The organism is Roseomonas genomospecies 6 (genome assembly GCF_008365375.1).
Taxonomy (GTDB): domain Bacteria; phylum Pseudomonadota; class Alphaproteobacteria; order Azospirillales; family Azospirillaceae; genus Azospirillum.
Map to the genome: position 1 here is coordinate 21,222 of NZ_QOKW01000012.1, position 20,457 is coordinate 41,678.

Annotated in this window: 15 protein-coding genes; 9 read left to right on the forward strand and 6 right to left on the reverse strand. The window is 67.9% G+C overall.

Annotation, left to right across the window (positions count from 1 at the left end; genetic code table 11):
- Position 1: 1 nt before the first annotated feature.
- Positions 2-799, reverse strand: a complete 798-nt coding sequence (locus DS843_RS16020; protein ID WP_149469892.1) for a hypothetical protein — start codon at positions 797-799, stop codon at positions 2-4.
- A gap of 144 nt (positions 800-943) precedes the next feature.
- Positions 944-1,306, reverse strand: a complete 363-nt coding sequence (locus DS843_RS16025; protein ID WP_149469893.1) for a hypothetical protein — start codon at positions 1,304-1,306, stop codon at positions 944-946.
- 839 nt (positions 1,307-2,145) lie between these two features.
- Between DS843_RS16025 and DS843_RS16030 the strand changes: the two genes are divergently transcribed.
- On the forward strand, positions 2,146-2,556 hold the full coding sequence (locus tag DS843_RS16030; RefSeq protein WP_149469894.1) for a hypothetical protein: 411 nt from the start codon (positions 2,146-2,148) through the stop codon (positions 2,554-2,556).
- A gap of 739 nt (positions 2,557-3,295) precedes the next feature.
- Here the strand turns inward: DS843_RS16030 and DS843_RS16035 are convergent.
- Positions 3,296-4,306, reverse strand: a complete 1,011-nt coding sequence (locus DS843_RS16035; protein WP_149164743.1) for a replication initiator protein A — start codon at positions 4,304-4,306, stop codon at positions 3,296-3,298.
- 535 nt (positions 4,307-4,841) lie between these two features.
- On the opposite strand from DS843_RS16035, the gene DS843_RS16040 reads away from it, so the two are divergent.
- Together DS843_RS16040 and DS843_RS16045 are read left to right on the forward strand one after the other, a co-directional pair.
- Positions 4,842-5,021, forward strand: a complete 180-nt coding sequence (locus tag DS843_RS16040; protein WP_149164742.1) for a hypothetical protein — start codon at positions 4,842-4,844, stop codon at positions 5,019-5,021.
- A gap of 119 nt (positions 5,022-5,140) precedes the next feature.
- Positions 5,141-5,443, forward strand: a complete 303-nt coding sequence (locus DS843_RS16045; protein ID WP_149469895.1) for a hypothetical protein — start codon at positions 5,141-5,143, stop codon at positions 5,441-5,443.
- Between the two features lie 628 nt (positions 5,444-6,071).
- Here the strand turns inward: DS843_RS16045 and DS843_RS16050 are convergent.
- Together DS843_RS16050 and DS843_RS16055 are read right to left on the reverse strand one after the other, a co-directional pair.
- A complete protein-coding gene (locus DS843_RS16050; RefSeq protein WP_167525330.1) occupies positions 6,072-6,686 on the reverse strand; it encodes a DUF3102 domain-containing protein in 615 nt (204 codons plus the stop codon).
- Between the two features lie 22 nt (positions 6,687-6,708).
- Positions 6,709-7,449, reverse strand: a complete 741-nt coding sequence (locus DS843_RS16055; protein ID WP_167525331.1) for a ParA family protein — start codon at positions 7,447-7,449, stop codon at positions 6,709-6,711.
- A gap of 1,283 nt (positions 7,450-8,732) precedes the next feature.
- Here DS843_RS16055 and DS843_RS31230 point away from each other — a divergent pair.
- The 6 genes from DS843_RS31230 to DS843_RS16080 all read left to right on the forward strand — a co-directional run bounded on the left by DS843_RS31230 (position 8,733) and on the right by DS843_RS16080 (position 18,194).
- Positions 8,733-8,882 carry a hypothetical protein gene (locus tag DS843_RS31230; protein WP_167525332.1) on the forward strand — a complete coding sequence of 50 codons (150 nt, stop codon included), beginning with the start codon at positions 8,733-8,735 and terminating at the stop codon, positions 8,880-8,882.
- A 1,076-nt stretch (positions 8,883-9,958) separates the two neighbouring features.
- Positions 9,959-10,282, forward strand: coding sequence for a hypothetical protein (locus DS843_RS16060; RefSeq protein WP_149469897.1), 324 nt, complete (start codon positions 9,959-9,961; stop codon positions 10,280-10,282).
- 2,227 nt (positions 10,283-12,509) lie between these two features.
- A complete protein-coding gene (locus DS843_RS16065) occupies positions 12,510-14,708 on the forward strand; it encodes a hypothetical protein (RefSeq protein WP_149469898.1) in 2,199 nt (732 codons plus the stop codon).
- A 254-nt stretch (positions 14,709-14,962) separates the two neighbouring features.
- The gene (locus tag DS843_RS16070) at positions 14,963-15,682 is read left to right on the forward strand and encodes a winged helix-turn-helix domain-containing protein (protein ID WP_149164734.1); all 720 of its coding nucleotides are present in this window, start codon (positions 14,963-14,965) and stop codon (positions 15,680-15,682) included.
- Positions 15,683-15,699: 17 nt separating this feature from the next.
- Positions 15,700-17,112, forward strand: coding sequence for a winged helix-turn-helix transcriptional regulator (locus DS843_RS16075; RefSeq protein ID WP_149469899.1), 1,413 nt, complete (start codon positions 15,700-15,702; stop codon positions 17,110-17,112).
- 443 nt (positions 17,113-17,555) lie between these two features.
- Positions 17,556-18,194 carry a hypothetical protein gene (locus tag DS843_RS16080; RefSeq protein WP_149164732.1) on the forward strand — a complete coding sequence of 213 codons (639 nt, stop codon included), beginning with the start codon at positions 17,556-17,558 and terminating at the stop codon, positions 18,192-18,194.
- A gap of 76 nt (positions 18,195-18,270) precedes the next feature.
- On the opposite strand, the gene DS843_RS16085 is transcribed toward DS843_RS16080, so the two are convergent.
- Positions 18,271-20,412 (reverse strand): hypothetical protein, encoded by a 2,142-nt coding sequence (locus DS843_RS16085; protein ID WP_149469900.1) that lies wholly within the window; start codon positions 20,410-20,412, stop codon positions 18,271-18,273.
- Positions 20,413-20,457 lie beyond the last annotated feature (45 nt).

A 20,457-nucleotide genomic window follows, 5' to 3' on the forward strand; every position in this document is an offset into this window, starting at 1 on the left:
CTTAGGCGTTGGCCGCCCTCGCCCCCTTGGCCACCTTCACGCAGAATTCGATGAAAACGGTCTCGGGCAGGTCCATTTTCATGATGTTGACGACCTTGTGGACCCATTGGATGTTGCCCGGGACATAACCGACCGCGCTGTCCCTGCGGTCGACCGAGGCCGTAAAGTCGGTTCGGATCATGCCCCTGGCGTTCATGACCTCGGGAAAGCCAAGCAGCTCCCCGGTGTACGCGCAACGTCCTTCCTGCGCCACCCACTGCGCCTCGAGGTCATCAACGGTGATGGTGAATTCGATCCCCCGCTCCCTTGCGCTGTGCCTGAGCGAGGTGACATAGGTCCCGGGCACGTGCGCGCTGCCCTTCCATTGAGCGTTCTGCGCTCCCCTGCTCTCGATGTCAGCGCAGTCCGCGCACTTGGTGCTGATGCCGCGCAGCAGGTTGGTCGAGTTGACGGGCTTCTCGGCGCCGCACCGACAGCGGCACACCCAATGCTGGTTGCGGGACCGCTCGTCCCGGTGCGAGAAGCCGATCACCGTCCAGAAGCCGAACTCCTGGCCGATGTAGTTGTCGATGTTGTAGAGCGGCGGGCGGCCAACCGGGCGCTTGAACTCGGTGGGATCGGCCTTCAGGCAGCCGCACGAGCGCGTGTACTGGCTGCGCAGCCGCGCGGTTTCCACTTCGGTGATGCGGCCGCACGAACACTGGCAGCGCCACGTCGACAACCCCTTCTCGTTGCGTGAGCGCTCGAGAACGGTCAAACGCCCAAATGTCTGTCCGACGAGGTCGTAAAGCCTGGTCATCGCGCTTTCCGTCCGTGCAGCAACACCGTCCCCTGTCTTCGCATCAAGCGGACCGCCAGAGTGTGCCACGTGTAGGCTTGCGCAAACAGGTTCAAAGGGTGAACTTGCAGCCAGACTTCCCCAGGGACCGAACCGAAACGGCGGCTAGACCGGAGCGGCCTCGGCGCCATTGGGACCGATCCGGTTGCAGGATGCGAAGCGGTCGGCGGCATCCCTCGCCTGGCGTGACACGCACCGCGACCGAGTTCGAGGGCGACCGCGCGCCGAGCGCAGTGAGCCGATCGCCGACAGCGCGTCCGCCTTGGCGTCTTCCACAGAGGAACTGACCCCACGCGCCAGCTCCCGATGCTTGTGCTCGACCAGCCAAGCGACGCCGCGCTCGGGCCACAACGACGCCGACGGGGCGACGATCTCGGCCCGCCAGGCGCCGTCGAGAAAGCAAAGCCCTCCTGATCGGCGACCATCGGCGCGGTAGGTCGGGTGCCAAGCCAAACGGGCGGCGTCCATGTCGGGCTTCGACGGCTGGGATGAACTCGTGTCGCTCCGCGCAGCGGTGCGGTGGCGCCGCACGGTACAGGATTGAACCCAGGAATGCACGCAGTACGCGCACCGACCGACGCGCGCCCGTCGATTAGGTTCTGGCGCGCAACTGCCTGCCCTGCCTGCGGCCCTGCTGCGCCACGGCCGACGCGGCCGCCGGTGCCGTCTCACCCGTCGGGACGGCCGAGCTGGCGTGGGCCGCAGCACCGCTTGGAACCGCCTGCGCGGTCGCACGGGCCGGAACCTCCTCGAGCAGGCGTTCGGCTCGCTGGGCGCGCTGGCGCAGGTCGGCGACCTCCTCCCCGATGCTCGCGCGGACCTGGGCCAAGCCCAGGCAGGCAGCTGGCTTCGAAATCGATCGCCATCACTGGCCGTGCGTCCTCGGGGTCCGCGTCGAAGGTCGTCATCAGCTCCAGCCTCCCACCGTCGCACCCGCGGGCGTCGTCAAACGGCGGGCGGCTCCGTCTCACTTCGTTGCCCGCCGTCAGGGCACCGTCGGAGTACCGGGTCCCGCCGCCCGGCCGCTTCGTTGCGGAGACCCGACGCCCATGAACCCAGACAAACCCGACCGTGGCACACGCCATCACCGCCAGCAATGCGCGCGGCCTCCCCCCGCCCTCTCCGCAGCCCGGTGCGACGCGCCGCAGGATGCATCGTCCGCGGCCGTGCCACTCCCGGAAGGGCAGGGCGGGGCGTCGACCGCAGAGCCCTCCCCTGCCCTGCCCGCCAGCTTTGAGACGGCGCCGAAGCCCCTCATCTCGGCGCGCCACCCCGCTTTCTAGGTGCAAGAACTCGAAGCGTTGCGGGTGGCCATCAAGACGGCCATCGTGCGAGCCGAGCGCGTAATCCTAGAACCGCTGACGGCGCTGCTGTCGCTCTACGGCGCCTACACCAACGTCAAGAAACCCGCTGCGATCGGCGCCATCGAGATCGCCACGGCGAAGGTCGCGGAGACGCTGACCGTCGGTGCCGTCGGGGTGACCGTCACGCTCGACGCCCCGGTCCCAAACTGGGCACTTAACCTGCCTCACCGCCCCCCTGCCCTCCTCCAGACGGAGCCCGCCACAGCCCCCTCGGGCGGTATCCCGGCCGTGACGCCATCTCCCTCCCCTACCCCAGCCCCCCACGGCGTCCAGCACCAAAGCGGCGCAGGCCCGTCCGCCGATGATCTCGTTGTTCCACGTGGACGGTGGCTGGAACGCACAGAATTCCTTTGAAGAGGGCCTGCGGAAGGTCGCGCAAAGGACGACTCCTTGTCATCCAAGCTGGGGGCCGGTGCTGGTTGCCCAAAGGACGACGGCGGCGCCAAGGAAAAGGTTGGGCAAACGACGAGACTCCAAGGAATCAGCGCACGGCAACGGCTCCAGCCCTAGGAAAACCGCAGCCCGAGCGCCCGACAACCGTCCAGACGCGGCTTTTGCGCGACCTTCTCGCCCCCCTACCCTGCCATCTCAGTATCACAGAGGCGCTTGACCAGCACGGCCGAGCCCCTGATCGTGCCATTGGCGTCCCGATGGCGTCGTTTGCGCGACCTGGTGCCGAGTTTGCCCAACCGCGCCCGTCGTTTGCGCGACAATCCAAGGAATCCGACATCGTCGTTTGGATGACTAAAATTGATGTGGATTGTTTGCCCAACCCAGACCCGTCGTTTGCGCGACCCTGTCTCGTCGGTTGCGTGACCGAGACTCGGCGGCAGCGCGACCGTTCTTCGCCGTTTGCCCAACCAAAAACCCCATAAGATGTTGGCGCCATTGCGAGATTCGACACGGTAACGGTAAAACTTTATAACCTGAAAACCTATAAACTCCTTCACTGGCATCCAGCCCCTCGAATCCCGCCTGCGAACCAGATTCTCTGAGGCCCAGAAACACCAAGGCCGCCGTCTCAGAGGAAAACGGCGGCCAGAGGGCTTTACAGGTCGGTTGGGCAAATCCCGCCCCTTGGAAACAAGTCCTCTCAGGAAGCCTCGTCGTAGAGCAGTTCACCGCCCTCACCGTCAACGTCCGGAACTTGGAAGGGCGTCGGCATCCGCGCGAGATTGTCCGTCCGGAAAAAGAAGACCTGGTAAGCCTTGAGCGGCGTGCGGCCGCGCGGCTTCGGCAATGCGGGGTCGGACATCACCCCGAAGCGCTTTGGGTCGCGCGGATCCACGAGCATGAAGCCGAACTCTGGCAGAGGCATCCTCTTCTTCGCGATCTGCGTCAGTTTGTATTTGAATTGCTTGAGCTCGTCGGTGAAGCCGACCCGCAACCGGAGCTTCTCCAAATTCATTCTAATGCCCGCCTGCTGGCCGCAGTGGGCCCGAGCCATCTCGTACAACCTCTTCTCCAGCGGGCCAAGCTCGAAGTATTTGGCGTGGTAGGTCAGTATCTTCTTATCGAGGGTGACCGCACGGTACAGCCAATTGCAGAGCGTCACTTCGACGCCGCGCAGGACCTTGTCGCCCGCACTGTTACGTCGGTAGCGCAACTTGTATTCAGAGAGCCAACTGAAGCCGCCGCTTTCCCCTTCACCGCCGGTTTCAATGTTCGTCTCGATGCTGGTGTTCTTCAACCGCTTCAGGCTTTCCTCAAGGCGATCGTACGCGGATCCACCCGCCTCGCGGCCGATGACACGGAACAAATCCGCCGCTGTGAACGTCATCGTCGGACCAACGGCCTCACCACGGTTGATTTTGTCCTGCATAATGGAAATCAAGTAAATCAGGATTTCCTTATCCCACATGTTCGCGATGCCGTACTGAAGGCCAGTAACAGCAATGCGCGTGCGCCCGTCGTCGTAGGTCATGCTATCGACCTTCTTTCGATCGAGCGCAAAAAACGACCAAACCATCAGGGTCCGGTCGTTTTTGATTTTGCCGATGAGCGGGCTATCGAACAGGAGTTCCAGCTGGGAGCCTCTCTCGTCAAGGACGACTTCCTTGTTTTCTGGAACCACCGCAAGCGCCGTGTCCGCCTTCCGGGCCATCGACCGTCACCCTCTACAACATGAGCCGCGTTAGCTTCGATCAGAAACGCTCGGCCGTCCAGCGTGGTGCCATGAGGTCGCGCAAACGACGGGCGAAGGTCACGCAAACGCCAAAGCCAGGTCACGCAAGCGACGATGTTGGTCGCCCAAGCGACGCGCCGTCGCCGATTCGGCCTGGAGAATCAAGACGCCGAGTCGCCGTGAGTGCGAATCGGTGTCCTTTGCCCAACCTGGCTACCGGCCATCCGCGCGTTCGGAGCGTCGGCCCCGTCTTTTGCGCGACCATCGCAAGCGGTGTCAGGCGGCGAGCCCCATCCGGGTCAGCACCGTCCCCCATGTCGCAGTTTGCCGTGTCAGCCTCACGGCCGTCGGTGCGGAACCTGCGTGCAGCCTGCACCAGGGAGCTGGAAGGGGGAGCCGCTGGTGGCGCTCTGCAACGACCAGGACAAGGTCATGGTCAGCGTTATGAAGACGCGGGACATTCAGACACTGCGCGACGGTCCGTTCCGGATGCAGACCTTGACGACGCCGCCAATTGAGCGAGCGCCACTTGCTGCTCGGCTACGAAGAGGACCATTTCGGCGGCTTCGACGTCGTCGTGATGCGCTTCCTCGGTAAAGGTGGGGAGGATTGGGACGACCGGGTCGACCTTCTCGACGACATCAAGGTCAACCCCGACGAGCACGCTCTCGGGCGGTCGCGAAGCCCTCGATGACGTGGCTCTGGCCCGCTCGATCATCGCCGAAGCCGAGGGGCGCACACGGGACGAGCTGAAGCTGCCGGACAGCGGGGGCGCTCAATGCTAATGCGCTCGGCGCCGAACTCGAGAAGCCCATGCGCGCTCCAGGACTGCCATCGGCAGCCGGACGGCGTCTGCGCGATGCGGACCCAGCGGGACGCCACCAGCAGGCGATCCGCGGTCACCGGGCGGCTGCGGTCCAAGCCATCGTCAGCCAAGCGCTCGGCGTCCCGGCGGCGGTGTGGGGCGACCTCGGCATCGCATCAGTGCGCACCAACAGCGTCGCGGGCCAGATGCTCCAGATCCTGGTCGAGCCAACCAGCTTCCAAACCGCCAGCGACAGTGCGGCCACCGCGCGGGCGCAGCTGGGCTGCGGCCTGTCGCTGGTCCGCGGCTGAACCGAGGATTTGCACACACCAAGGACGCCGGTCAGAACGACCGGCCTCCCCTCCCCGCTCGAACACCGGACCAAACCACGATGCCCCCGACCACGGCCCATCACCACGTGAAGGCGCGCCGTTCGTTGCCGTCGGCGCCGCCGTGCCTGCGGAGCACCAAGCGCACGCCGGGGCCATGCTCCACCGGGTGCTGACGCCCGCTGCGGGGGGCCCCGCCTCTTCCAGAACATGCCGCTGATCATCGGCGAGGCGTTCGAGCCCGAAGGATTCACCGCCGCGCCCGTTCGCCGTGCTCAGGAGCCCGTCCCCGACTTCATGGTGACGCGCTTGGCCAGGGCACCGTGGCCGTCACCCGAGTGCGCTGCGGAGGTGGCGCCCGTAGGCGGGCTTGGTCCGAAGTGATGCGGCTTCCCAACCGCTCCAGCCTGCGTGACCGGCGGCGCCGTTGGGGCCTCCGGCAGCGGCATCGGGCCTTGCGCGCAGCCCTGCGGCCCTATGGGCGAAGCGGACCGAAAACGGCAGAGCCCCGCCAAGACGAGGGTGTTCTGGCGGGGCTCAGTGCATCGCGTATTGCGGAAGGGCTGACGAGCCCTTCCCGTCTCTGAAGCCTTGATCGCTTGACGGCCGGTCAGCCGTCAACCGCTTCGGGTGTCACGTCGATGATCGTGGCGGCCTCGGCGTCGATCGTCTTCATCTGGGCTTCGACCTCGGTCAAACGCTGCTGGAGCGCCGCCATGTCGGCCAGGATGCGCTCGCGCTCGCGGGCCAGACGGCGCGCGGCCGCACGCTGAGACACCGGGCGTGCCGTCCGCAGGGTGCGACGGAACTCCAGGATCTCATGGCGCTTCAACGAGGGCCGTACCAGGCCATGCTCGCGCGCCATGGCAAACTTGTCGTCCTTCAAGCTGACCAGCAGGTAGCTCGTCGAATAGTCGGGCGGCAGATCGGCTTCGGTGACCTTTCGCTGCATTACGGCGTCAGCCACCGTCTTTAGGGCGTGTGCCACCGACTTGGAGAACGGAAGCTCGCTCTCGATCATCGCCTCGTATTCGCCATGCGGCAGGCTGTCCTTGGCATAAACGAGGTACTTGCCGATGTCGATGAACCGGGCGGTGGCCTCCTTCCACAGGCGGCCGATGGTCTCGACGTACTTGTCCTTGCTCGAGAGCTTGCCGACCGATCGGCGGACGTCGTCGAAACGCCCGTTCGGGTCCGTGACCTCCTGAGCCAGATCGGTCTTCACCGCGCGCTGTAGCCCAGCCATCTCACACCCCCAGCTTGCGACGGACAACGTCGAAGGCAGCCGCATAGTCCTCGGCGCCTCGTCCCTTCCGCATGTCGATGACACTCGTCCCCTTGGCGAGCGTTTTGGGGATGTCGGCGAAGTGCGGGATGTCAATGGCGCACAACGGTCCGTGCTTCACCAGTTTCCGCTTGGCGTCCTCGAAGGCGCTCTCTCGGCGCTGGGTGTCGCTCAACAGGAACATGCCGTCGCCGCCGAGGTCGGTGACCAGCTTCATCCACTTGGTGACCGAGTTGATGTCGTCGTCGTATTGGCGAGTCGGCACAACAACCAGGTCTGACACCCTGATGAGGGCACGGGCGTGATGAGGATAGGCTGCCAGCGAGGCAGGCGTGTCGATGATCAACAGGTCGTAGCCGTCAATGCCGAGGATGGCCTCCTCGACCTTGGCACCAATGACGGCGCCCTCGTCCTCGCCCTCCACGTCGGTGCCTTCGACGGCGACAAGCTCATGGATGGGGGCCCGGATGTGCTCAATGCTCGGCAGAGTGTCCGGGCGTTTCGTCCACCACTCGGAGAGTGTCGGGCTTTCATCAAGGTCGAGCGTAAGAACCGCAAGCCCAGCGTGTGCTGCCGCGGCTGAAAAATGGCGAGCAGTTGTGGTTTTGGTGCTGCCACCCTTTCCCGAGGCAATCAAGATTCGCCTCTTGGCGAAAGTGCGCGGTTCACCGTCGGTGACCGGTGCCTCCAACACGTCGACCATGCAATATACCCCCATTGAACGCCTCAACAAGGCATGTGTACGCGAGATCGTAAACCAGGGGAACGGGGTATCTACGGGACTTGTCGGCATGATTCACAGGTGGTGGCAACCGCGCCACAAAAGTCCTGCATTGCAGGACCTTTGCAGCAGCGTCGAGAAACGGAGAGTGCCGTAGAAGGGCGCGGGACCGTTTTCGGGTGTGGGGAAACCCGCTCCAACGGCCGTGTCGAGGAGGATAAGTCCGGCAATGCAGGACTTTTGCGCCACGCTGGCCAGTGACCAGAAGCCAAGCAACGAGGGCGAACGTAGTGGCGGGCATACTGGGCGCGCAGATCGCCGCCGTGGCCCTGCCAGCAGTCGTCGAAACCCGTCGCGGCCGCGTCCGGATCCGGGCGCTGTCGCAGGCGATGCTGGCCCGCCCCGCCCGCTCCAAGACCCTCAGCAGCGCTTCCGCGATGGGCGCAGTCTTGCTCTACATGATGCCGCGCGTGGCGAGGCTGAACCAAGCGGGGCGCCCGCCCGGACCACGTCCGCGGCCGTTTGGCGCGCCACCGCCATCTCCCCTTCGGGAACCGCGGCGGTCATGCGCCACGCTGCGCGCCGCAGGCCCGTGCGGTCGGCCGCCAGCCCGTCAGGCAGGAACGCCGTGACGCAACGGGGGCTCGGGCACCAAGGGCCACACAGCCGTTAGTGTTTCAACCTCGTCTGCCACAGCGCGTGTCCTCCCCATCCAGCCTGCCCTGCACCAGCGTAGAGGCTGCCGACACCAGGCAGATGATTCGCCGTGCCATGCGGGCGGCGTGTCGGGCTTCAGCGGCCGGGCGGCCGCGTTGGTCGGCGGTGCGTCCTCCACCCCGCGAGCCACTCTCGTACCAAGCGGTGACGGAGCGGATCAGTTGCTCCTACAGCATGGTTCCTCCCGAGCCAGCCGTGGTGCGTAGTGCCTTTGTGCTGAGTTCAATGAAGCGGCAGGCTCGGTACCGGCCGGGCATCGCCGTCATGCCGCCGCCCTCCCCGTCCCAGCAGGCGGTCGCCCTCGATCTTGGCCTGGGCATCGACCACCGCGTCGAGATCGGGACCGACGCGCGGTCACCGTATCTTCGTCCCACAGGATGCTCCGTGTCACCAAGGGGAACCACTCGGGGCGGTTGCCACCATCGTGCTGCGCACGGTCCTGAGCCGTCAGAGCGGTTCGGCCGCCGTTCGATACGGTCGTCGCCGAAGCGCGGCGCGCCGCGGCCCCCGAGTGGCAGGCTCACGAAGCCGACGTTGCCGCCCTGGGCATGATGCTGCGCGGCTGTCCCGAGTACCTGGGCGCTGTCGCCGCCGAGCGGGACAACAAGACGGCGGCCTTGTTCAAAGCCTCCGCGGAGGGCGTCGGCGCGAAGCCTGCGGCGCACGCCCGGGCCAAGCGCGTCCTGCGCGCGTTGTGACGCACCGTGGGCCAGCGCGAAGGACCGGGGCTTCTGGGCGGCCGTGTCGGACGTTCAGACGGGGGACACCCGCTCGGTCGAGGACGTCGCGCGCCAAGTCGTGGCGCTTGAGCGCGAGATGCCGTTCTTCGCCCTCGCGCCCAAGTTCGCGTTGGTTGCCATCTGCGACGCCATTGGCGCGCAACCCCGCCTCCGGGCAGAGGTGCAACCTGACGCGACCGTCGAGGAGCTCTTGCAGACGCCCTGGGCGGGCGAGCACGCCAGCTTGCATCAGCACGCCGACGGCGCCGTTGCGCTCACCGGGAGGACACAGAGGGGGCGCCTCAGGGCTTTGACATCGTCGGGGCGGCGGTAGAGAACGGGGGATGCATCAGCCTCCAGCAGTGGGCCGACCATGAGCTCGAGGCGGGGATCGCGGCCAACACCAAGACCGACCCGCGCGACCGCCGTGTCAGCACCACCGCGCTGGGCAACATCGGGGCGCTCGAGATCGAGCGCATTACGGCTCTGGCAATGGGCAGCTCGTGGGCCGCGAAGGCGTCGATCCAGGCCTTCGCCGAACACCGACGCGACAGGAAGTGAGGCGGCCAAGAAGCTCACGGGCAACAGGACCACGCCGACAGGACCCGCCGCCTCGGCGGCGCCATCTTCCGGTCGCGCGTCCAGACGGTCCGACCCGGCCGCATCCACCGGCGGCTTGCTGGAGGGACTGGTCGCCTGGGCTGCCAACTTGGTGGCGTCCTCAAGATGGTGTCCGCGACCGCGTTGGACGGGACGGCGCCCGCTGCCGCGGCGCTGCCAGGCGACCTGCCGCCCCACGTCCGGGAAGGCCCTGGCCAACGGCGCGGCGGGGCGCCTGGAGTTGACCGTAAACGACGGCAGGCTCGCGCTCTTTGCCGATGGTAGGACGCTCGGAGGCACACTCTCGGCGGATCTCGATCCGCACCCCGTCTACCGCGTTCGTCGTGGCGGACTGATAACCGTCGGATTCCTTTGACCGCCACGCGGCCCGAGGCGAGCACGAGCTCTCGCGGCACGTCAGACTGGCCGCGACTCTGACGTCGGTGGACCCGCGCATGCTCAGCTTCAACGGCAGCACGCTGGCGATTGGCGGCGAGGTTTTCGGTTTTGACCGGCAGCGGTTCACCGCGGTGCTCCCGCACCTGTTCCTCGGCTGCGAGTACGACCTCGGTGGCCGCCGCAGCCTGCGCTCTCCGGGGGCGAGCAAGAGCGGCTTCGCCGCGTACTACCCGCACCGTCCTCTGTTGGAAGCCGACCAGGCCAACCGATCCCCGCGTCCGGTGCCGCTGCGCCGCCCGCACCGAGCGCGGCCGAGCTTCAGCGGCGGGTGGATACCGCTTGGTTCAACACGCTCCAGACCATCACGACGGCGTTCGTGACCGCGACGCAGGATCTGGAGCACCGCGATAGGCTGACCGTGTTCCCGGATCGGGCGGCTTATCCGCGTGCAACGCCAAGGGGGGAGGGCGGTCCGACCTGAGCCGTCTTGAAGAGTTCCTGGCCAAGCGAGTCCGCGTCAGCCTCCAAGTGCTTCCGCTTGCGAACCCGAACGGCGACCGACCAGCGCTGCGTCTGGCCGCGTGCCGCTCGGCCGACGGCCGTGTCGTGCTGTGCGCCCATAGGGCAGGGGGCGGGGTGGGCATGGTGTCGGCTCCGAAAGACCTGTCCAGCGTGCTGGTGAAGCTGCGCGTGCACTGCGCTGTCAATCCCAAGCCCGTGTCCGCCAAGCCATCGGCGGCCAGCCCAGCCAGCACACGGCAGCCGCTCGCCGCGGTCGGGTGCACCGCCTTCGCCACGCGGCCGATGCCGCGCTCGGGCACGGCTCCGATGGGGCGCGTCCTTCGGCCCGACTCAAGGTGACGCCGCACTTCACAGCTGTCATGGAGATCGGGTCGGACAGCGATGGCCCTGACGACGTTCCGGACCCTCCGGGCGTCACGCTTCGCTGACCGGTGCGGGCGCCACACGGCTGAAAGCGCACGCGAGGGAGGCCATGCCCCACGCACACTGACGCGGACACCGCACTAGGGGCTCTCGCACAGGATGGTGGGCACCTGCCGACCTGGCTGGCCGACCTGAACGACCGGGAGGTCGAGGTCCTGCTGGCGCAAGAAGCCGTGCGCCTCGGCGCCGAGGTCGCATACGCCGAACGCGCGGAAGTGGCCGTGGACGTGGCGGCGCGGGCATCGACCCGTGGGCCGCCGTCCGGTGTGGTCCTTTCTCATCTCATGGCGCTCGAACGCTCATACCCGCTGTTCGCCGTGTCGCCCGCTTCGTTGTACGGCCGTCTCATCAACTCGGTGGTCGGCCAAGTCGTGCCGGACGCCGCGAAGAAGGACCTAGGGGAGCCTCCGGGAGGCCGTGTGGCGACCGGAAGCGGAGCCCTGAGCGCGGACCTGCGCCAACGCCGAAGCCGCAGGCGTCGTGCCGGAGAAGTGGATCGGCCGCTACGGCATGGACGTCGCTTCAGGTGACGGTTCATCAAAGGGATCTACAGCCGCATCGTCGAGACGCCGCTCGAGTGCCGCATCAAGGACATGGCGCAGAGCCAGCACTGGCCACGTTGAGGCAGCGGCCGAGAGGAAGAGGGGAGGGCACGATGCCCGATCTTATCAGGCTCCCTGCACCGCTGTAGACGGCCCCCCGCGGCTCGTCGGCGTTGCGCAGGCGCCTCGTGGCCAGGAGGAGACGGTGTACGAGGGGGTAGGGCGCCTGGCAACGGAAGGTGCCATCCAGGGCCTGTCGCCGCGCTCGCGGATTGAAGCGCCCCCGCCTCCCCCGACGAAATGGCCTACGCCGCCGACAGCGTGCACGAGACGGCGATCAGGCGCGTCGTCGGCGTCCGTCCGCCGCCAGCAGTGGAGCCTACAGCTGCATCGTGCTGGCCCCGCACCTGAGATATGGCTCGCCCGCGGACGGGATGTTGGGCATCGTCCGCCGCCAGACCGCCTCCGGCGGCGCCTAGGGCAGGGCGGCCACTGCGGTCGCCGTTGCGGTCCTGATTGCCGCTGTGTTGCGGGTGGTGTGACGTCCGGTGAAACCAGCGCTTCTTCTGTTTGGCGTGCAGGGGACGGCGCGGTCCGGACCGTGCGGGGACGATCGGGGGACGCCCTTGGCACAGGCGCCAACTGCCTGGAGTGGTCGCGGCCAACCCACTGGACGGTCGCCGCCTTGCCGCGAATCGTCCGACCACCCAAAAATCAAATATGTTGTCAAGGAAAATTCGAGCCGAATGCGCCCGGCTTTCTTGACGATTTCCTCGGGGTGACCGTACCTTGAAGTGGTTTCCCCGGAAAAAAAACGGTAGGCGCCGCGTTAGGGACCGCGGCGCCTACCATCCGGGGGTGGTCCTTGGGGAAAGGACCGGAAGTCTGGGTCTTCAGTTCCACGCGCCAGCGTCTGGGGTTTCTGCTGGCGCTTTGTCCACTGCCCTCTTGGTGTTCTGGGGAGTTCGCCAGAGGGCATCTTCGATACCGAGGCTGACACCTCGGGGAGGTCAACGTGGTAAGGTCACAGTATTGCGCCCAAACGGCTGCCGTCAATCGCGGATGGCGCGCGTCGGACAGCGTTGAACAGATTTTACATTTCCTGTCTGAGAGTCGCGGGATGCTCCCGCGGACGATGTCGGCGCGGCGGGGTAAGCGCGCTCGGGTTCTGGCGCCGACCTCCGACGCCGATCTGCGCCAGGCCGTGACCGCGGCGCAGGGCGCGCTGAACGCTTGGCTGCGCGACGTGATCGTGGGCGCCACTGGACGCTCCCGGCCACCGCGGAAAAAGGCCGCCGCCGAGCTGCCGTCGCTGCTGCTGGCCGCGCTCGACACAGGTCTCGGGAAGACCACGATGACCGCGCGCGCCCTGGCCCGTCTCGTCGGCGAGATCCGGGCGACTGGTCGCCCGGTCGTGTACCTCGTCGACAGCTATGCGCGCATGTCGGAGTTGGAAGCGGTGTTCGCCGCCATTGAGGCCGATGGCCTTTACAACGCCATGGGGGTGGCGCCGCTGACCACCGGCCGCTGGACCGGGCTGGCGCGCGGTGGCTGCCTGCGCGGCGACCTGATTGAGCGGGTGGCCGCCCTGGGGCAGTCGGCCAGCGGACTGTGCACGGGCCGCGACGCCGAGGGCGCGCCCGTCACCTGCCGCCACGCGGCGCAATGCCCTCTGCGGGCGTCGCGCGAGCGACTTGCCGAGCGGGCCCCCGACGTCGTCTTTATGGTGCACCGGTTCGCGCGCGGCGACGGCGGGGAACTGCCCGATGCCCTCAAGCGGCCCCTGCTGACCGTGCTCGACGAGCGGCCGCTGGCTCAGCTGGTCGGCATCGCCCGCCTGGATCGGGCCGTGCTCCTGCGGCCGCGCTCGTCGAGGCCCGAACACGCCGATACCGAGGCCCTGCGGCGGCGCGCCGCGGCGGCGGTGGACGCCGCGCTCGGCTGCGGCGACGATCCCGCCCGCGCGCTTGTACGCGCCTTCGGCGACGCCCGCAGTGCCCAGGCGGCGTGCCACGCGCTGCGGGCCCACTGTGCGCCCAAGCCGTCCTTCGGTCCGAACGCCACCGACGAGCAGATCCTGTCCGCGGCCAAGCGGCAGGCGACGGGTGCTGCGGCCGAGGAGCGGCGACTGTGGACGCTGCTTCAGGGGCGCATTGCCCGCTTGGAGCGGGGTGACGCGCGTCATGAATGCCTGTCGGTCACCCTGGACGGCACGCATGTCGAGCTAGCGTGGCGCGAGGGGTACACGTGGGCCGAGACGCCGACGCTGGTGCTGGACGCGACCGCCGATCTCGACGAGTACGACCGCCATTTCGGCGGCACCCACGACATCCAGCTGCTGACCCCCGACCGCCGCCTCATCGGCAACCAAGCGGTCGTGTGGGTTCACATCGGGGGGCTGACCAAGAGCTCCCTCATCCCGCAGGTGGACGCCTCCGACGATGAGCGCGCCAAGGCGGCGGCGATGAAGGCGCTGGTTGCCGACGCGCTGGCGTCCATCGACGCGCTCATGGCGCCGCACCTGGCGGAGGGACAGCGTCTGCTAGCCGTGGGAGCGAAGGCGGTCGTGCAGGAGACGTTGGCCGAGGCGTTCGACGGCGCACGGTGGGACTGCCGCTGGTACGGTGGCCAGCGGGGCTGCGACGCGCACCGCACCGCCGCTGGCGTGGTCCTGATCGGCCGCCCGGAGCTGCCGCAGAGCGCCTACCGCGCCTACGCCCGCGCGTGGACGCACGACCTTTCCGAGTTCGACGCGCCGCGCCCGGGCGGCAACAGCTTCCCATACACCACCGAGCCGCGCGCGCTGGAAATGCGCGACGGGGCGACACTGACCAGCAGGGTTTCGGTGCGGTGCGACGCCTGGGAGGCGCTTTGTCAACGCCAATACCGCGAGAACGAGATGCTCCAGGCGCTCGGCCGCACGCGCCCGCTGCGCCGCGAGGCCACGTCCCTGGCATGGATCGTCGGCGACGTCGTGCCCGAAGGCGTGGTGGTGGATCTGGTCATCCGTGCGGAGGACCTGATCGCCCTGGTGCCCCGCGCGGCCGCCGACGCCGACACGGCGGCCGTGCACCGGACTGCGCAGCGGCCGTCGGCGCCGACCGCCATCGTCGACCTGAGCGCGGTGGCCAACGAGAAAGCGCGCCGCGCCGCCGCACCCGCCCGCGACAACACCCCGGATCGCGCGGCCTGCGTCGTTCCGTTCACGGCGGCGCGGCGGCGCTGGTCTGCGGCCGCGCTCTGGGAGGACGGCGACGCGCCCGCCGATCGCGGGGCGGCCGAGACGCGCGACGAGGCGGCGTTTTCGGCATCCAAGTAAATTGACAAACGAAACGCATCAACATTGACAATCAAGACGCATTGATAAAGTTGACGAGCCCGAATGCCATGGAAAACGTTGACAAATGAGCGTCGTAATCCTTGGTGCTGAAGAAATAGAACGACGAGATTAATTCTAACTCCTTGCTTTTTACGCTTTGCCAAGGTAACTTATCCTTGTGCGATGGGGGTCGCGCTCGAGCGGTGGGGACCGCTCGGTGGTTTCTGGGTCTGGTCGTTTTTCTGGGGTTCGCTATGGACATCACGGTGATAACGGGCGCGGCCGCCGCCCCCGTAGAGGCTATCCGCGCCGCGTTGGGCGGGGCTGGCCACGCGGTCAAGACCGCGACGAAGAAGACGATGACCGCGCGGGCGGCCGAGGCCTACGCCGTCGTGCTCGCCATGTCCGCCACCGAATCCCTGGAAGCCATACGGGTGTTGCGCACGACCGCGGCCACCCGCCAAGTCGGGGCGCTGGCGCTTCCCACCGGCGGCGTCATCACCAGCGCCGCCTCGGCGCAGCTATTGCGCGCGGGAGCCGACGGCATCGCGCGTTCCTCGGCCGACCTGCCCGCGCTGCTGACGGCGCTGAGCCGTCGCATGCGCCCGCGCATCCGCAACGTCCGCTTGGCGTTTGGGATCGAGTTCCTGCCCGGGCGCGGCTTTCTGGTTGACGGCGAGGAGATCGGGCTGACCGCCACGGAATGCGCGGTCGTCGCCGCACTCATCAAGGCGGGCGGACGCGCGCTGCGCAAGCGGGCTCTGCACAACGAGGTGTATGTCGGCCGCCCGAACAGCGCGCCCGAGGGCTGCAAGGTCCTCGATGTCTACGTCTTCAAGATCCGCCAGAAGCTCGGAGCCGCTGGTGTCAGCGGCGAAGCCGTGCTGATCACGGACAGCGTCGGTGATGGTGGCGTCGGGTACCGCATCGCCTTGGACAACACCTCGGCCGCCTTGGCGGCTAAGGCCGCCTGATAGGGGAGGGCGCCACCATGAAGATTCTCGTCGCCAGCACCGCTCCCCTCCGAGCCAACCGGGCCGTTAATGCGCTGGCCTCCGCCTTGCGCGGCCGCGATCACATCGTCGAAACGGCGACCGGGGAGTACGGCCAGTGCGACCTAGACGATCTGCGCGCCCGGGTGCGCGCCTACCGGTACGACGTCACTGTCCTGCTCGCCCCCGAGAAGGCGTGCGAGGGCGTGAAGGCCCTAAGCCGCCACGACGGTGCGGGCGCGCTGATTGTGCTGGGCAGCGTCGGCGAGACCGCCCGCCTGCTTGAGGATGGCGCGGCGGCGGTCCTGTCGGCGTCGGCCGAGCTCGACGAGATCGAGGCCACGGTGCTGGCGGTGTGCCGCCGCGTCGCGGGCGCGCCCGACCATCTGCTCGAGATCGGCCCCCTCACCGTCGACTACGACGCCAAGCGGGTCCTCGCCAACGGCCAGTCGCTGGACCTGTCAGCGCGCGAGTTCGCACTGCTGGAGCTCCTGGCCCGCCACGCGGGGGCTCCGATCATGAAGGCCTACGCCATCTCGTGCCTGTACGGCGATCCGCGCCTGGACGATGACCGAGAGGGTGAGGACCTGAAGATCGTCGATGTCTTTGTCTGCAAGCTGCGCAAGAAGCTGAAGGCGGCGGGGCTCGGCAACCTGATCACCACCGTCTGGGCTCGCGGGTACTCGCTGGATATTGACGGACGAGCCGCCGCCGCAAAGGCGAAGCCCGCCAGGACGACCGCGCCCTCCGAAGCCACGATGTCGGCCGTCGTGGACGGCGCGGCCGAAGACGCCACCAGGTGTGGCGGCGCGATCGGGAGCGTCGGCAGCGTCGAGGACATCGGCACCATGGAAACGGCCGCTCCGGCGGGGCCCGAGACCACCACGCCCGCCGCCGCGCACGCTGGCGCCGTCACCATGACGCCGCGCCGTCGGCGGCTTTGGACAGCTCCGCTGCCGTGGCGTGCCACGTGGCACGCCGACACGCTGTCGGAACGGTGGGCGCCGTCGGGGCGCCGCCGCATCATCGCCCGGGGGCACGCCGGGCCCCTGATCGACCAGCCTCCATCCCATGGCGCGGCGAATATGAACTCTAATTGTGCATATTGGCCGAAGGTTCGGAGCATGGTCGCCCACCGGCGTGCCGAGCGAAAGCAAGCGACGCCCCGGGTGTGCGGATGGCCACCGCGGGCGCGCGGATCCGGCGCCGCCCGCCACGGCCCGTGCGTGCGCACCCCGGTCCCGATGCGGCCATCCCGACGACCAACGGGGATCGACCATTCCTGGTCGGGGACTGCTTTCATCTCAGCGGACCGCGGCGTCATGGCCTTTGCGCCACCTGCACGGCCGCACCGGGGATCTGGAGGACCGGGGTGCCCGGAAGCGGCTCCGCCGTTGTCCAGAGCGGCTTGACGGACGGGGTGGGGCGGGCAACTGGCTGAGGCCTCTCTGCGAGTGCCAAGCGAGGTCGATCGAGCACTCCCAGACCTTGTCGGTGGATTCCATCTCCATGGCCGCGCACGCCGCCGTTGCCCATCTGGCCCGGTGCGAAGGGCGGGACGCTGTGCAGCTTAAAGCCCTTAGGCAGGTGCCGCTCGAGCGCCGTGGTGAAGATGGGCTCCATGAACGCGCTGCGGGCCTCAGGGGTTGGGAGGCAGGAGATGTCATAGTCGACCGCCTGCTGCGGCGGTTCGCGCCGGACGGTGTCCACGGCGCTTTTCAGAACCCGGGTGGCCCGTCCCGAGGAGCCGCGTCCCTGGATGGATTCTTGACCCGCATCAGGCAAGAAGGGATGACGCCGCCAACGGCTACGTTTACGGTCGCGGCCGTGTTGATGTCGCCGGTCGAGGAGAGAAATGACCTACATTCTGCTGCGCCGCGATGGCCCGTCGGTGTTCATGGCGGTCGAGCGCAAGTCATTCAACCGGCGCACCAGGGTCGCGACCGATGTGACCAAGGTCCGTGATTTCGGGACGCTGGGCGCCCTCGCGCTGGCGGGGCAGCCAAACGTGGTCGACGACTATTTCGAAGAGGTGCTGAAGGACATCGAGCGGGACAGTGCGGTGCCGCTGATCGACCGCGTCTGGGACGTTGTATCCAAGTTGCCGCAGCCTGACGAGCTCACCGTGCTCGCGGTGGCGTCCTTCACCTCCACGGGGGTGCCTCAAGCTCACGTGATCAAGTGCTCCGCCCAACAAACCCGAAAAGAGATTTTTACGACCTGGACCAACGTGAAGCCGTTGCAATACGCCATAGCGCTGCCGCCAAAGCAGCAGGACATGAGTGGGTTCCAGGAGTTGCTGGACCGCACCACGGCGACGCTGCAATCGCTAACAACCTGCACCCTCACGTTCGAGGGCGTGGAGTTCGAGGCGCAGATCGCGGATGTCTACGGCACGGTGTACGACGTCCGGCACCTGAACAGCGCTGCTGGCACGCCGACAATTCAGTCGTGCGTCTACGACGCTGCCACCCGGATGTTGACCTGCCAGTGAGCGGACCTTGACGCGCACAGCGCGTCCTGCTGGCTCCCTGCGCGGGAGAGGGTGACACCGGAGGCGCGCTGCCCGGTCAGACGTCCTGCCCGGGCGCGCGCGGCGGGCGCGGTGCGACGGCGCCGAAGGGGCGGCGCCCGGGCGGCACCGCGGCGGGGCGGACCGCGGCAAGGATGGAACGGCCGAACGCGGCCGCGGCGGCCTCGATGCGATCGAGTGAGGCATCCTCCACATCCTCGCCGCCAGCATGGCTGGCGTAGTCGTCGCGATGGTTGGCGCCGTTGCCGAACTTGCGCTCGGCGGCTTCCCATTCCCGGTCGAACTTCGACAGGTAGTCGGCGATGTCGCCCTCGCGGTCGTGCGCCCCCGGAGCGGATGTCAACGCCTCGTCGACCAGGCCGCGCACGGTGTCGCGGCTCAGACCGACCCGGACGCCGGTGGCGATAGCGGCGATCATCGGCCTGCGGAACCCTTGCAGCATCGCGCCGTTCGGCGCCGCGCCGTCGCCCGCGAGCAGGAGATGGCGGCGCACCGCGCCCACCGCGCCGTCATACCGGGCATCCCCGGCAGCCTGGATCTGCTGGCGCTCGAACGCGGCCTCGGCCACCTTGCCCTGGCACTCCCAGGCAGCGACGACGCGCTGGACCTCGGACCAGTCGATCGCGTCGACATCCACCACGCGGCGCTCCCTGCGCACGAGGGTGTTGCGCTCGGCGGCGTACGGGTCGGGCATGCCGCGCCAGTCAACGTGCACGTAATGCTGTTGAACGCACTGGGCCAGCGCGGTGTCCGGCGCGCCCTGGCGGATGCTCAAGCCCTTCACGGCTTGCACGTACTGCATCAGCAGCTTGCGCTGACCGTCGTCGAGCGGGCGGCTCAGGCAGCAGGCGATGTGCAGCTTGGCCGCGCCACCGCACCGCTCGTCCGCCGACATGAGGCGGTAGTATTTGATGGTTCTGGCGCGGTTCGGGTCGCCCGGCGTCGGATCGGGCACCACCTTCTGCCCGACAGCGTGCAAGCCCGCGCTGGCGGACAGCTGCACGAAGAGGTCAACGCCGCGAAAGGCAGGGTGCAGGAGCTCGTCGGCATAGCGCCGTGCGACCTCCGCCCGGTCGGCGATCACATCCAGCCCATTCGGCGCCGTCCATCCGTCTACGTCGGCGAAGAAGAACGTCGAGGTCTGTGCCCGGAACACCGGTGTCTGGCCACGGAAATCGCTGCTGAAGCGGTGCACGGCCGTGGCGTTCCGCGGGTCGATCGGCGCGCCCGTGATGATGAGCTCGTCGGGGCGGATCTGCGTGCTCATGCACTCGGCCAAGGCCTCCACGCTGTTCTCGAGCGCGACTGGACGGGCGTCGAACAGCGTCCAACGAGGGTTGTCCTGCGCGCGCTCGATGGTGGCCTCCGGGAACTCCGCAGGATTGCTGTTGGGCTGTTGGAGCTTGCCAGCGCCGCGCGGAATGTTCAGCGCGCGGCGCCCGCCCGCGGTCATCGTGGTCGCCAGCGGGCCGTCGTAGTGGCGGCGTAAGACGGTGAAGCGCAGCGGCCTGCTTTCCTCGACCCAGACGGCGTCCAGACGGACCTGGTCGAGGGCGTCCTCTTTGCCCTGGCGACCGTAGCGCGGCATCCAACGGTATTCGGCCTCGGCCTCGCCGTAGTCGATCCTGCGCTCGGACACGGCGCGGCGGACGCATTCGGCCTCGAAGTCGGTGACGATCGCCTGGGCTTGGTCGGCCTCCTCGGGCTGGAGCGGCCGCACCCCGAACGCCGCCAAGTCCCGGTATTTGAACGCCACCACCTTGCCTTCGACGCGCACTTGGCCGAGTTCGCTGCCGCTCGCCGACACGGAGCAGGTCCGGTAGACGAGGCCGTTCACATGGGTCGGTTTGCCGCTCTTGAAGCGCGGCTCGATCAGCAGGCCCTCGCGGGCGGCGCGGCGCATGAGGTCGAGGAATCCCATCTTGCGCTCGCCCTCGGCGCGGGCCATGGCGACCGTGCGCGCGAGCAGGCCGACCAGCTCATAGGCGCGCTCGCGCACAAGCGGGTCGGCCGACGGTGGCGAACCAAGCTCATCCGGCCACTCGCGCGGGGCTCTGGGCGGCTCGGGGGGCACCGACGGCGCCGTCGCGTCCGGAACGGCGCTGGCGGGCGCCGCGGAAACGAGCGTTCGCGGCAGGATGACGGCACCAAAGGGGCGCCGCGGCGGAACTGTGGCCATCCCGTTCTCCGTTGTTTCGCGGTCGCGCGCCGCGCTCGCTTGAGT

What these genes read in the sequence shown, in the direction of transcription:
- DS843_RS16020 (WP_149469892.1), bottom strand. Translation starts at nt 799, where the DNA reads ATGACCAGGCTTTACGACCTCGTCGGACAGACATTTGGGCGTTTGACC.
- DS843_RS16025 (WP_149469893.1), bottom strand. Translation starts at nt 1,306, where the DNA reads ATGGACGCCGCCCGTTTGGCTTGGCACCCGACCTACCGCGCCGATGGT.
- DS843_RS16035 (WP_149164743.1), bottom strand. Translation starts at nt 4,306, where the DNA reads ATGGCCCGGAAGGCGGACACGGCGCTTGCGGTGGTTCCAGAAAACAAG.
- DS843_RS16045 (WP_149469895.1), top strand. Translation starts at nt 5,141, where the DNA reads ATGCGCGCTCCAGGACTGCCATCGGCAGCCGGACGGCGTCTGCGCGAT.
- DS843_RS16055 (WP_167525331.1), bottom strand. Translation starts at nt 7,449, where the DNA reads ATGGTCGACGTGTTGGAGGCACCGGTCACCGACGGTGAACCGCGCACT.
- DS843_RS31230 (WP_167525332.1), top strand. Translation starts at nt 8,733, where the DNA reads ATGATGCTGCGCGGCTGTCCCGAGTACCTGGGCGCTGTCGCCGCCGAG.
- DS843_RS16060 (WP_149469897.1), top strand. Translation starts at nt 9,959, where the DNA reads ATGCTCAGCTTCAACGGCAGCACGCTGGCGATTGGCGGCGAGGTTTTC.
- DS843_RS16065 (WP_149469898.1), top strand. Translation starts at nt 12,510, where the DNA reads ATGCTCCCGCGGACGATGTCGGCGCGGCGGGGTAAGCGCGCTCGGGTT.
- DS843_RS16070 (WP_149164734.1), top strand. Translation starts at nt 14,963, where the DNA reads ATGGACATCACGGTGATAACGGGCGCGGCCGCCGCCCCCGTAGAGGCT.
- DS843_RS16075 (WP_149469899.1), top strand. Translation starts at nt 15,700, where the DNA reads ATGAAGATTCTCGTCGCCAGCACCGCTCCCCTCCGAGCCAACCGGGCC.
- DS843_RS16080 (WP_149164732.1), top strand. Translation starts at nt 17,556, where the DNA reads ATGACCTACATTCTGCTGCGCCGCGATGGCCCGTCGGTGTTCATGGCG.
- DS843_RS16085 (WP_149469900.1), bottom strand. Translation starts at nt 20,412, where the DNA reads ATGGCCACAGTTCCGCCGCGGCGCCCCTTTGGTGCCGTCATCCTGCCG.